The sequence below is a fragment of the Streptomyces sp. NPDC000151 genome, from assembly GCF_040301705.1.
GTDB lineage: Bacteria > Actinomycetota > Actinomycetes > Streptomycetales > Streptomycetaceae > Streptomyces.
The window spans coordinates 1-12,602 of record NZ_JBEPFC010000189.1; the positions used below are offsets into that span (position 1 = coordinate 1).

General features: G+C 71.8%; 11 protein-coding genes. 3 read left to right on the forward strand and 8 right to left on the reverse strand.

Annotated elements, in window-relative coordinates:
• A partial coding sequence (locus tag ABT381_RS32365; RefSeq protein WP_351600516.1) for a VOC family protein occupies positions 1–716 on the forward strand: 716 nt, incomplete at its 5' end.
• Here the strand turns inward: ABT381_RS32365 and ABT381_RS32370 are convergent.
• On the reverse strand, positions 711–2,078 hold the full coding sequence (locus tag ABT381_RS32370) for an aspartate aminotransferase family protein (RefSeq protein ID WP_351600518.1): 1,368 nt from the start codon (positions 2,076–2,078) through the stop codon (positions 711–713). The genes ABT381_RS32365 and ABT381_RS32370 overlap by 6 nt on opposite strands.
• A 130-nt stretch (positions 2,079–2,208) precedes the next feature.
• Between ABT381_RS32370 and ABT381_RS32375 the strand changes: the two genes are divergently transcribed.
• Both ABT381_RS32375 and ABT381_RS32380 read left to right on the forward strand, forming a co-directional pair.
• Positions 2,209–2,943 (forward strand): hypothetical protein, encoded by a 735-nt coding sequence (locus ABT381_RS32375; RefSeq protein WP_351600520.1) that lies wholly within the window; start codon positions 2,209–2,211, stop codon positions 2,941–2,943.
• Positions 2,944–3,011: 68 nt separating this feature from the next.
• Positions 3,012–3,893: an intradiol ring-cleavage dioxygenase gene (locus tag ABT381_RS32380; protein WP_351600522.1), complete on the forward strand. Its 882-nt coding sequence runs from the start codon at positions 3,012–3,014 to the stop codon at positions 3,891–3,893.
• Between the two features lie 7 nt (positions 3,894–3,900).
• Here the strand turns inward: ABT381_RS32380 and ABT381_RS32385 are convergent, their stop codons facing one another.
• The 7 genes from ABT381_RS32385 to ABT381_RS32415 all read right to left on the reverse strand — a co-directional run.
• Positions 3,901–4,599 carry a trimeric intracellular cation channel family protein gene (locus tag ABT381_RS32385; RefSeq protein WP_351600524.1) on the reverse strand — a complete coding sequence of 233 codons (699 nt, stop codon included), beginning with the start codon at positions 4,597–4,599 and terminating at the stop codon, positions 3,901–3,903.
• A gap of 73 nt (positions 4,600–4,672) precedes the next feature.
• Positions 4,673–7,561 carry an NHLP bacteriocin export ABC transporter permease/ATPase subunit gene (locus ABT381_RS32390; RefSeq protein WP_351600526.1) on the reverse strand — a complete coding sequence of 963 codons (2,889 nt, stop codon included), beginning with the start codon at positions 7,559–7,561 and terminating at the stop codon, positions 4,673–4,675.
• Position 7,562: 1 nt separating this feature from the next.
• On the reverse strand, positions 7,563–9,842 hold the full coding sequence (locus ABT381_RS32395) for an NHLP family bacteriocin export ABC transporter peptidase/permease/ATPase subunit (protein ID WP_351600528.1): 2,280 nt from the start codon (positions 9,840–9,842) through the stop codon (positions 7,563–7,565).
• Entirely contained in the window at positions 9,839–10,645 is an 807-nt protein-coding gene (locus tag ABT381_RS32400; protein ID WP_351600530.1) for an HlyD family efflux transporter periplasmic adaptor subunit, read from the reverse strand. Before ABT381_RS32400 ends, ABT381_RS32395 begins: the two co-directional genes overlap by 4 nt.
• A gap of 321 nt (positions 10,646–10,966) precedes the next feature.
• The gene (locus ABT381_RS32405) at positions 10,967–11,185 is read right to left on the reverse strand and encodes a type A2 lantipeptide (protein ID WP_351600532.1); all 219 of its coding nucleotides are present in this window, start codon (positions 11,183–11,185) and stop codon (positions 10,967–10,969) included.
• 459 nt (positions 11,186–11,644) lie between these two features.
• The gene (locus tag ABT381_RS32410; RefSeq protein ID WP_351600534.1) at positions 11,645–12,031 is read right to left on the reverse strand and encodes a DUF6907 domain-containing protein; all 387 of its coding nucleotides are present in this window, start codon (positions 12,029–12,031) and stop codon (positions 11,645–11,647) included.
• Positions 12,032–12,160: 129 nt separating this feature from the next.
• Positions 12,161–12,602 (reverse strand): substrate-binding domain-containing protein (locus ABT381_RS32415; RefSeq protein ID WP_351600536.1); only part of this gene is annotated, 442 nt, incomplete at its 5' end.

Below are 12,602 nucleotides of genomic sequence, written 5' to 3' on the forward strand. Positions count from 1 at the left end.
CGGTCGTGCCCCGCCGCCGCGCGCCCGGGGACGTACCGCTGGACGCGGTGGCCGCGCCGGACGACACCGAGCTGTTCTTCTGCCGTACGGACCGGGCCGACCACCCGAGCTGGACGGCGGACTTCGGCAGCCCGGCGCCGCAGAGCGGCACGGCCGGGATCACCCGCGTCGACCACGTCGCGCTCACCCAGCCCTGGCACCACTTCGACGAGGCGTCCCTCTTCTACGCGAGCGTGCTGGGCCTCCAGCCGAACGAGAGCCTGGACCTCGCCGACCCCTACGGCCTCTTCCGCAGCCGCGCCGTCGCCAACGCCGGCGGCACGCTGCGGATCGCGCTGAACGTCGCTCCTGTACCGGGCGAGCAGGAGATCAGGCCGCAGCACATCGCGCTGGCCACCGACGACCTGCTCGCGACCGCGCGCCGGGTGCGGGAGGCGGGCGCGGCCCTGCTGCCCATCCCGGACAACTACTACGACGACCTCGACGCGCGGTACGGCCTCGCCCCCGAGACCCTGGCGGCCTTCCGCGAGCTGGGCATTCTCTACGAACGGGACGAGAACGGCGGCGAGTTCCTGCACTGCTACACCGTCACCGTCGGCCGGGTCTTCTTCGAGCTGGTGGAGCGGCGCGGCGGCTACCAGGGATACGGCGCGGCCAACGCCACGGTACGGCTGGCGGCGCAGCACACGGCGGACGCGGGCAGCCGACGGTCATGAGACCGCACCGCCGGGGACGTTGTGCACCGCGGCCGCGAACCGCTCGAAATTGCGGACGAAGCGCTCGACGTCCCCGGCGGTGTGCTGTACCGAAAGCGTCCACTGTTCGGTCTTGCCCCAGGGCGGCAGGAAAACGCCGCCGTTGTGCTGGTACAGCCAGTGCAGATGGCCCCAGCGGTCGTCGTAGGCGAGGAAGTCCCGGAAGTCGCGCAGCCGTTCGGTGAAGATCACCGAGCCCTTGGCGCCGTGCGCGGCGACGTATCCGGGGAGGCCATGGCGGGCCATCGCGGCTTCGACGCCGGACACCATCGTGTGCCGCAGCGCGTCGAAGTGGCGGTAGGCCGCGTCGGTCAGTACCTCGGTGAGCACGGCGTGCGTGGCGGCCAGCATCATCGGGTTGCCGTTGAACGTGCCCACCTGCTCGTAGGTGTTGTCGGCGACCTTGGCCATCAGGTCACGCGTGGCGCCCACCGCGCCGCAGGGAATGCCGCCGCCCATGGACTTCGCGAGGCAGATGATGTCCGGGGTGACGCCGAAGAGTTGGGTGGCGCCGCCGGGGGCGACCGCGAAGCCGGTCTTGACCTCGTCGTAGGCGAGGTAGGCGCCGTGCCGGTGCAGGAGCTGCTTCAGCCCGGCGTGGTAGCCGTCCGGCGGGACGATCAGGCCGATGTTCATCATGATGGGCTCGATGATCATCCCGGCGATGTCGTCGCCGTGCTCCGCGAGCACCCGCTCCACGGCGTCGAGGTCGCCGAACGGGACGACGAGGGTCAGGTCCGTGACCGCCGTCGGGTAGGCAGGGCCGTACGGCACCGAGCGCGGGCGGTCGTCCGGGCCGATGTCGCCCTCTCCGCGGGCGTAGATCGACACCTGCACCGAGTCGTGGTGGCCGTGGTAACTCCCCTCCACCTTGAGGATCTTGCGGCGGCCGGTCGCGGCCCGCATCAGATGCACCGCGTCCATGGTCGCTTCCGTACCGGAGTTGGTGAAGCGCCACTGGGGCAGGCCGAAGCGGTCGGCGAGCAGCCGGGTCACCGGGATCAGGTCGCGGGTGGGCTGCGCGAAGTGGGTACCGTGCTGCACCCGCTCGGTGACCGCGGCGACGATCGCCGGGTGGGCGTGGCCCGCGAGGCCGACGCCGAAGCCGCCGTGCAGGTCGACGTAGTCGGTGCCGTCCACGTCGCGGACGTGGGCGCCGTGCCCGTCCTCGATCCAGACGGCGACGGGCGGACCGTCCTGCCAGGCGGAGGCGACCCCGCCGGCGAGCGACTCCCGGGCCTCCTCGCGGAGCCGCGCCGAGGCGGTGGTGCGGTCCATGAGGAGCTTCTCCTGCTCCTCGATCAGGCGGTCGAGCTGCTTCATCGGGATGTCCTCCTCGGCGAGCGGCCGTTTCGCAGCGATTCGTCTGCGCAGCGATTCGTAGAGAAGTTACGGTAGGTTTTCTACGGAGGCAATGGGGCCTACGAGTGCCGACGGAGGGGGCAGCAGCACGATGCCGGGAGTCACCAAGAAGGCGCGGCGCAGCCGTCGTTCGCCGGCGGAGACGCGGGCCCTGATGCTGGAGGCGGGCGTGGAGCTGGTCCGCCGGCGCGCCGCCGACACCTCCGACCAGGCGCTCGCTGGGCCGCTGGCGCACATCAGGCTCACCGAGGTGGCCCGGCTCGCCACCGAGATCGCCGCGGGCCGACAGCCGGGCGTGGGTCGCGCGCAGCCGATCACCACCGGCGCGATCTACCCCCTGTGGCCCACCCAGGCCGACTACCAGACGGACCTGATGTTCCACCTGCTCGGTCCGGACGCGTATCCGGAGGACCGGGACGCGGTGGCCGAACTGCTGGCGCTGGCGGACACCACGGCGCCGGTCGAGGCCATCCTCACCACGGTCGCCGCCGGCTACCTCGAACGCGCCCGCGCCAACCCCCTCACCTACGTCTACCTGACCTTCTACGTACTGGGCGAACACCCCGAGGTCCGCGCGGCGGCCCAGGGCGGCTACCGCCAACTCGGCATCGGCTACGCCGCCGCGCTGGAACGCCTGCTGGCCCGCGAGGGCCGCCGCATGGCCCCCGGCCGCACCGTCACCGACTTCACCGTCTCCCTGCTCGCCGTCCTGGAGGGCTTCTGCCTGCGCGCCCGGGTCGACCCCACCCCGCTGCCCGAGCTGCTCGGCGCCACCGTCGTCGCCCTCTGGCACTCCTTCACGGAGCCTGACGCGACACTCTCATGAGTTCAACAGCCTTGTTTTATAAGGCCGTTCACAGGTTCCTCCTAGGTACCTTCAGTACCTTACGGAACATGACAGAAGAGAGCACACCTCGTTTCAGCCGCCGCCGGTTACTGGCCGCGGGCGGCGCCGGTATCGCCGCCGCGGGACTCGGCGGGGCCGCGCTGGCCGGCACCGCGGCGGCCGATGAGCCGGTCGCCACCGACTGCCTGCGCCTCACCAAGGAGTCCATCGAGGGGCCGTACTACCTCGACTACGACAAGTACCGCTCCGACGTCACCGAAGGAAAACCGGGCGTTCCGCTGACCCTGCGCATCCGTGTCGTCGACGCGGAACACTGCCGGCCGCTGTCCCGGGTCGCCGTCGACATCTGGCACTGCGACGCGCTGGGCGTCTACTCCAGCTACGAGAAGGCGTCCTCCGGAGGCGGCGGCACGCCGCCCACCGGCGCGCCGACCGCCACCCCCACCGGCCCGCCGCCCGGCGGTGGCGGCGGACACGCGGAGCCGGACAGCGACACCACCTACCTGCGCGGTTTCCAGCTGACCGACCGGGCGGGCTGGGTCACCTTCCGGACCGTCTTCCCCGGCTGGTACCGCGGCCGGGCCGTGCACATCCACACCAAGGTGCACGTCGACGGCACCTTCTCGCACGGTGAATACGAGGGCGGCACCGACTGCCACACCGGCCAGCTCTACTTCCCCGAGCGGGCGATCGAGGCCGTCGCGCGGGAGAACCCGTACGCCACCAACACCACCGAGCGCACCACCAACGCCGAGGACATGCTGTACTCCGGGGACACCGCGGCGGACGGGATGCTCGCGCTGCGGTACGACGCGCAGCGGGTGGGGCGCGGGGTGCACGCGGCGATCACCCTCGGCGTCGACCCCGACGCCGTCAACGACGGCCAGAACGGCGGCTTCCCGGCCCCGACATCCTCCCCGGCCGCCTAGGCGTGCCCTAGGCCACGCCCGGCGTGTCCCCCTGGCTCGGGCCCTCCTCCGGTACCTCCACCGCCGAGGAGCGGCGGTTCCAGGCCCGGGGGGCGCGCCAGTGGTAGCGGAGGGCGAGCAGGCGGACGGCGAAGGCGACGAGGGAGGCGGCCGCGCTGGTGCCGGGGTTGAGGGACTGGAAGCGGATGCAGAGCGCGACGATGGCGGAGCCGACGATGGCCGGCACGGCGTAGAGGTCGCGGTCCCAGCGGACCAGCGAGGGGACCTCGTTGGCGATGATGTCGCGGAGCACGCCGCCGCCGACGGCCGTGGCGAGGCCGAGGGTGGCGGAGGCGGTGAGGCCGAGCCCGTACTCGTACGCCTTGGTGGTGCCGGCGACGCAGAAGAGGCCGAGCCCGGCCGCGTCGAAGACGTTCACCCCCGTCTGGATCCGCTGGACCTGCGGGTGGAGGAAGAAGACGAGGACGGCCGCGACCAGCGGGGTGAGGAAGTACCCGAGGTCGGTGAAGGCGGCCGGCGGCACGGCGCCGATGATCAGGTCACGGAACAGCCCGCCGCCGAGCGCGGTCACCTCGGCGAGCACGGCGATGCCGAAGATGTCGAAGTTCTTGCGCACGGCGAGCAGCGCGCCGGAGATCGCGAAGACGAAGATGCCGATCAGGTCGAGCGTGTGCTGGACGGAGGGCGTGAACAGTTGCTGGAGCACACGGCATTCTTACGCGCGGACGGCGGCGGGCCGTATGACGTCTCGCACTCCGGTCCCGCCGCGCGCCCGCGGTTCAGCTGATCTGGCGGCGGACCAGCTCGTGGAAGAGGCCGCCGGTGTCGGCGAGCAGGTCGGCGGGGGTGCCCTGCTGGGCGACCCGGCCCTCGGACATGACGATCACCCGGTCGGCGTCCATGATCGTGGAGAGCCGGTGGGCGATGACGACGCGGGTGGCGTTGAGCGTGCGGGTGGACTCGGTGACCACCCGCTGGGTCTCGTTGTCCAGCGCGCTGGTGGCCTCGTCGAAGAAGAGGATGCGCGGCCGCCGGATCAGCGCCTGGGCGATCATCAGGCGCTGCCGCTGACCGCCGGAGATCGAGCCGCCGCCGTCGGAGAGCATCGTGTGCATGCCCATCGGCATCCGCTTGATGTCCTCGGCCAGGCCCGCCATCCCGGCCGCCGCCCACGCCTCCTCCTGCGTGAACATCTCGGCGCCGCAGATGCAGTCGAGGATGGAGCCGTTGAAGGGCTGGGCGTTCTGCAGCACCACGCCGCACTGGCGGCGCACGGCGGCCTGGTCCAGGGCCGCCAGGTCCTGGCCGTCGTAGAGGACGCTGCCCGAGACCGGGCGGTCGAAGCCGATGAGCAGGCGCAGCAGGGTGGACTTGCCGCAGCCGCTCGCGCCGACGACGGCGACGAACTCGCCGGGCCGCACCTCGAAGGACACGTCGTCCAGGACCAGCGGCCCGTCGTCGGAGTAGCGGAAGGACAGGCCGCGGGCCTCGATGCCGCCACTGAGGGTGCCGGGCTGGGTCGAGCCGCCGCGTACTTCGGGCCGCTCGTCGAGGACCGGCTTGATCTGCTCGAACATCGGCAGCACGGCGAACGCCTGGAGGCACGCGCCGGTCAGCTGGGTCACCGAGGACAGCATCATCGTGACGGCGGTGTTGAAGGTGAGGAACGCGCCGGCCGACAGCGCGCCGCGGGCCGGGCCCGCGAGCAGCATGAACATCACGAGGGTGCACAGCGGCAGGTAGACCGCGTTGAGCACGGTGGTGAGGTTCTTGATCCGGCCGACCTTCTGCTGCAGCTCCCGGCTGCGCGCGAACTCCCCGGCCCACGCCCCGTACGCGAAGCTCTCGGCGGCGGCGACGCGCAGCTTCGGCAGCCCGCGCAGGGTCTGGAACGCCTGGTTGTTGAGCTTGTTGGTCAGCTCGATCAGTTCGCGCTGGGAGCGCAGCTGCCACAGGCCCAGGAGCAGGAAGACCGCGGCGATGGAGAGCAGCATGGCGATCGCGACGACGGCCAGCTTCGGGCTGTAGACCAGCAGCAGGACGAGGTTCATCGTGCCGACCGTGCCGGCCTGCACGGCGACCGAGCCGATGCCGGACAGGATGCGGCGGATGCCGCTGATGCCCATCGCGGCGCTGGCCAGCTCGCCGGTGGACCGCCCGCTGAAGAACTTGGTGGGCAGCCGCAGCAGCCGGTCCCAGACGGCCGGCTGGAGGGTGGATTCGATGCGTCCTTCGACGCGCAGGATGGAGGTGTTCTCCAGCAGCATGAAGACGGCGGAGACCAGGCTGGTGACGATCAGCGCGACGGCCGTCTGGACGATGAGGCCGCGCTCGGCGTTGGGGACGTAATCGCCCAGCACCTTGCCGGTGGCGATCGGGACGAGCGCGCCGAGTACCACGGCGACCAGCCCGCCAATGGCAAGGTTCCGCAGGTCCAGGCGGGTGCCGCGCATGCTGAAGCGGATCAGCCGCAGCGGGCCCATCGGGCGGTCGGGCAGCGGCGGGTAGAGCATGACGGCGCGCGGTTCCAGCGCCGCCGCCTGCTCCTGGTCGAGCCGGGTGCGGGTGCCGTCGGCCGCGACCGCGTCGTACCGGCCCCGGCGCCACAGCAGCGCCACGGGCTCGCCGGTCTCGCTCCGGTGGCCGACGAGCGGGCCGCTGTTCTCGCGCCACCACCGGCCGTCGAGCTTGACGACGCGGGTGCGGATGCGGGAGCTGACGGCGATCCGCTCGACGGGGCTGAGCCGGTCGTCCGCCGTGCCGCCCTCCTTGGGCGAGGTCAGGGTGATCCTGGCGGCGTCGGCGACCTTGCGGCAGACGGCGAGGGTGGCGTCGTCGGTGGCTCCGGCGTGCCCGCCGCCGCGGCCCGAGGAGCCGATGGAGGACAGCAGGGTCTGGTCGGCCTGGGAGCGGGCGGCCTCGCCGGCCTTGATGCCGGCCGCCGTGCGGTCCTCGTGGGCGCGCTCCAGCCGCTCGATCCAGCGGTCCAGCGCGGACAGCAGCCGGTACTGCTGGTCGACCATGCGCTGCCACATCGTGCCGTCGATGAGCAGATCGGCGGCCGCCTCGGCGCTGTAGTGCGCGCCGTACTGGAGGCTGCCGGGGTCGACCGGCATCCAGAGGATGTTCTCGTCGGCCGCGCCGTCGGTCCCGTCGCTCTCGCCCGCCTCGTACTCGCCGTCCAGCGGCGCTTCGAAGAGCACGCGCTGGCTGCGGCCGACACCGCGCGCGAAGGCGTCCTCCAGCGGGCTGAGCGCGCCGTCGTACCCGAATTCCCCCGTGTCCCAGGACTGGCCGACGTACCGGCCGTACGCGTCGTACTCCGCGTAGCCCCCGTGCTCGGGCCGGAACAGCTCGCGCAGCTGGATACGGCGGACCGCGCAGCCCTGCAGCGGCCGGGCGACGAGGGTGTGCTGCGGCCCCTCGACGGGGCCGAGCAGGAGGGTGCCGGGGGCCAGGCGGCCGAGGAAGTACCAGTGGCCCTGCTGCGCCGCGTCGACCGCGAAGAGGTCCATGGCCCCGCCGGTGACCAGCCACAGCACGTGCGGCCCTTCGAGCGGCAGGCTGCGCAGGCCCGTGCAGTCGACTTCGGTGCCGAGCCCACCGAGGGCGCCGAGGACGGTGTCGTCGGCGGCCGTCCCGGTGGCCGCGGGGTGCGGGGTTGTCACCTCAGGACTCCTTGACCAGCTCTGCGTACGCGCCCTGGGCGGCGACCAGGTCCTCGTGCCGCCCGCGCTCGACGACCGTGCCGTGGTCCAGGACCACGATCTCGTCGCTGTCGCGCACCGTGCTGAGGCGGTGTGCGATGACGACGCAGGCGCAGCCCAGGCGCCGCAGGTTGTCCATGATGATCTGTTCGGTCTCCGCGTCGAGCGCGCTGGTGACCTCGTCCAGTACGAGGATGGAGGGGCGCCGGACCAGGGCCCGGGCGATCTCCAGGCGCTGCCGCTGGCCGCCGGAGAAGTTCCGGCCGTCCTGCTCGACGCGACTGTGGATGCCGCCGGGGCGGCGGGCCACCATGTCGTACGCGGCGGCGTTCTTGAGCGCCTCGATGACGGCCTCGTCGGGGATCGAGGGGTCCCACAGCGCGACGTTGTCGCGGACGGTGCCTTCGAAGAGGAAGACGTCCTGGTCGACGAAGGAGACCGAGGAGGCGAGCGCGCCGCGGGAGATGTCCTCCAGCCGCTGCCCGTCGATGTGGATGGTGCCCTCCCACGGGCTGTACAGGCCGGAGATCAGCCGGGAGACGGTGGACTTGCCGCTGCCGGAGCCGCCGACGAGGGCGACCTGCTGCCCGGGCCCGACGGTCAGCGAGAAGGCGCTGAGCAGCGGCTTGTCCAGTGGGCTGTAGCCGAAGGTGATGTTCGTCAGCTCCACATGGCCCTTGAGGCGGCGCGTGCTCGCGACGGGCTCGGGGCGGGTGTAGAGGGAGTCGACGGGGAAGGACTCGACGTCCTTCAGCCGGGCGACGTCGGCGGCGAAGTCCTGGATGCGGGCCGCCATGCCGTTGAGCCGGGTGATGGGCGCCGTGAAGTTGGTGACCAGCGCCTGGAAGGCGACAAGGAGACCTACCGACATATGGCCTTCGACCGCGCGCAGCCCGCCGATGAGCAGGATGGCGGCGCTGTTGAGGGCGGCGAGGGTGGGCGCGACGACGGCGAGCCAGGCGCTGGGCACGCCGAGCCGCTGCTGACCGTCCAGGGTGGTCGCGTGCTGTCCGGCCCAGCGGCGGAAGTAGCCGTTCTCTCCGCCGGTGGCCTTCATCGTCTCGATGAGCTGCAGGCCGCTGTACGAGGTGTTGGTCAGCCGGGCGGTGTCGGCGCGCAGCTTCTGGGTGCCCGTGGCGCGCAGCCGTACGACGATGCGCATCGCGGCGACGTTGAGCAGCGCGACGGCCACGCCGATGAGGGTGAGCTGCGGATCGTACGACCACAGCAGGAACGCGTAGAGGATGACGACGACCGCGTCCACGCCGGCCGCCGCGAGGTCGCGGGCCAGGGTCTCGGCGACGGTGTCGTTGGACTGCAGCCGCTGGACGAGGTCGGCGGGGTTGCGCTGGGCGAAGAAGGTGACCGGCAGCCGGAGCAGATGGCGCAGGAAGCGGGCGCTGCTCAGGGTGGAGGAGATGATCCGGCCGCGCAGCAGGTTCGCCTGTTGCAGGGCGGTGAGCGCCGCGGTGAGCACGAGGGTGGTGCCCATCGACGCGAAGAGCACGCCGAGCAGCGACGTCTGGTCGCCGATCAGGAACATGTCGATGTACGTACGGCTCAGCGCGGGCACCGTCGCGCCGACCACGACCAGCAGGAAGCTGGCGAGGACGGCGGCGAGCATGGTGCCGGAGGTGCCGCGCAGCCGGGGCGGCAGGGCGCCGAGGACGCCGGGCTTGCGGCCGCCCTTGCGGAACTCCTCGCCGGGCTCGAAGGTCAGCACGACGCCGGTGAAGCTGGTGTCGAAGTCCTCGGCGGGCACGAAGCGGCGGCCCCGGTCGGGGTCGTTGATGAACGCGCCCTTGCGGCCGAAGCGGCGGCCCATGCCGTCGAAGACGACGTAGTGGTTGAACTCCCAGAAGAGGATGGCCGGGGCGCGGACCTCGGCGAGCGCGGCCGGCTCCATCTGCATGCCCTTGGCCTTCAGGCCGTAGGCGCGGGCCGCCTTGAGGAGGTTGGAGGCGCGGGAGCCGTCGCGGGAGACGCCGCAGGCGATGCGCAGCTCCTCCAGCGGCACGTGCCGGCCGTAGTGGCCGAGGACCATGGCGAGCGACGCGGCGCCGCACTCCACGGCCTCCATCTGGAGGACGGTGGGCGTACGGATCGTCTTGCCGGCGCCCTTGGCGGGTCCGGTCCCGCTCCGGTTGGAGCGGCGCCGGTCGGGCTTGGTGTTCGGGCGGTGCCGGCCGCGGCCGCCGGGCGGCAGCGGCGGCGGTGCCGGGGCTTCGGGCTGCGCGGTCACGGGAGGAGCCAATCGATCGGACGCTGCGCGGTGAGGTGGACCGCACCGGTGACGGGCGTCATGGAGCCGATCGCGTTCGGCGGGCCGTCGGCGGTGGACCACTTGTAGCCGGACTTGGTGTCCTTGGTGCGCTCCAGCTCGACGAGGACCGCGATCGGCTGGCCGTCCGCGGTGAACTGCTCGCCGAGCTCGCGGTCGCCGAGGAAGCCGGCGATCTGGCGGCTGCTCTGCGGCGCCCGGCCGACGGCCTTGACCTTGCCGCGCAGCACTCCGTACTGCTGCGTGGGCACGGACTGGACGGTGAGGTCGACGGCGGCGCCGACGGGGACGGTGGCGGCGCTGCGGCTGGGTACGTACACCATCGCCACCAGCGGTTCGTGCGCGCTGCTGACGCGCTCGACGCTCGCGACGTCGGCGCCGACGGTGACCACCGAGCCGATCTTGCCGACCAGGCTGGTGACGCGGCCCGGCGCCACCGCGCGGACGGCGCGGTCGCCCTGTGCGGTGCGTACCTTCATGACCGGCGCTCCGGCCTTGAGCTGCTGGCCCTCCCTGGCGAAGACCTGGGTGACCTGGCCGGCGACCGGGCTCTGCAGGACGTAGCTGCCCTGGGGGTGGGTGAGGATGCCGGGCGAGGTCAGCTTGGAGGACACGGACCCGGTGAGCGCCCAGAAACAGGCGACGGCCATCACGACGACGGTGACGGCGAGGACGAGGCCGCCCTGCGGCCGGGCGTAGCGCACGGGCAGGTCGAGCTCTTCAGGCGACTGGAGCTTGGCCAGCGCCTTTTGCCGGAACTGCACGGAACTTTTCCCTCGACTGCTTTTGTCTCATTCGGCGCCGACGCATACACCAAAGGGCAGCGCGGGCAAAAAGGCGACCCAATGGGACACGCGCGACATGGCGCACCAATGATCCATGAAAATACCCGCTGTTCGGGCATACCAAGGCATGACCGTAACACAGGCGGAAAAGCCCGCACTTGACGGGCGAAGGCGGCGGCCGGTGGCATCCGTGAGCCCCGGAACAAATGCTCCGGGGCTCACGGCAAACCTATGGGTACGGACATGTACCGATAGGTCGAGTCACACCTGCGGCAGTGAAGCCGACGGCAGTGGCAGGACTCAGAGGCCCGCGACGACGCCGTTCACGTTGACGCCGGTGGCGCCCTGAACGGTGCCGGTGACGGTGCCGAGCACGTTGCCGACGGTGCCGCCGGTCACGCCGTCGACGGTGCCGACGACCTGGTTGGCGACCGGACCGACGACGCCGAGGCCACCGGCGATGTTGTCCAGCTCGGCGTCGGCGATCTCAGCGGTCTCGACCTGGGGGGTGAAGTCCATGGTGTGCGCTTCCCTTCAATTACTGTGGGTCATACTCGAATAACACGGAAGTCGGCGGCAGAACATAACCCGGCGGCCATATCGGTCATTTACCGAATGGAAACCGGGGAGGCATTCGCACAACTCCCGCGCCGAAATGATCCAAGCACGCCAACTGGTAGCCGGGCCAACTCGCTTGCGGCGGCCGGTCGGCACATTTCACCGGCACCGGACGATCACGTGCAGTTTTGTGCACGCCTTGGTGACGACTCCTTCACAAGAACGATTGCCCGCGCTCCGGCGGCCGCGTCCGCACGCCGGACCCATCCGGACATACCCGCGCCAAGCCCCGGACGCCCGCGCGCGGCCGCGTACGGAAGGGCACACACTGTGCCGCCGGTGCGCGGGCGATGTGCAGATTCCTTGAAACCCGCCTGCGCGGCGCAACCTCACGCGTGCAGGGGCGTCCGTGTATGCCGCTCAGGTCACCGAGACCCCGCCGGGCAGCGCCGCGCGCCAGCCCCGCAGCGTCTCCAGGACCCGCTCCAGCTCGCCGACGATCCGGTCCAGCTCGCCGGCGGTCCGCGCGTCGCAGGAGTACGGCAGCCGGCCCTCGGCCTCGATCACGCCCACCTCGACCACCGGCGACGTCCGCCCGGACGCACCTTCTTCACACATGATGCGGAAGTGGAACTGCGGGAAGCCCCGCTCCGGCTGCGCCGAGAGATTCCAGCCGACCGGTTCCGCCAGATGCATGATCCCGTCGTGGCCACCGGCCTCGGCGGCCGTGTGCACGCGCCGGCACCACACCGGGCACACCACGGGCCGTACGGCCAATGTCACGGGATCCAGCATGTCGTCCGTCATATGCACATTATCCGGCCGGTATGCCGAACCCGCCCTTGAACGACGCGCGGGAGTGCCCGCTTCCGCTTCCCCGTCGGCGCGCGGGCACGTCGGCGCGCGGGACACCGCTTCCGCGCGTCCCGCGTGCGGTCAGCCGGAGGCCCGTACGAGCAGTTCCGGCGTGAGCCGCACCGTACGGCTCGGGCTCGCGGCCGGGCCCGCTCCCCCGCCCAGTACTCGGTCGCCCGACCGCTCGGCGAGCAACCTGGCGGCCTCCGCCGCCAGTTCGGTGACCGGCTGGCGGACCGTGGTCAGCGCCGGGTCGGCCAGGCCCGCGAAGGGCACGTCGTCGAAGCCGGTGACGGCGACCTCGGCGGGCACGTCGGCGCCCAGCTGGCGCAGCCGCTGGAGCGCGCCGACCGCGATGAGGTCGTTGGCGCAGACGATCGCGTCCGGGCGGGACGGCCAGATGCGGTCGACCGCGGCCCGCCCCCACGCCACGGAGAAGTCGCCCAGCTCGACCCGGCCGGGGGCCTGCGGATCCAGGGCCGCCGCGCCCGCCTCGTACGCGGCGCGCCGCTCGGCCGCCGTC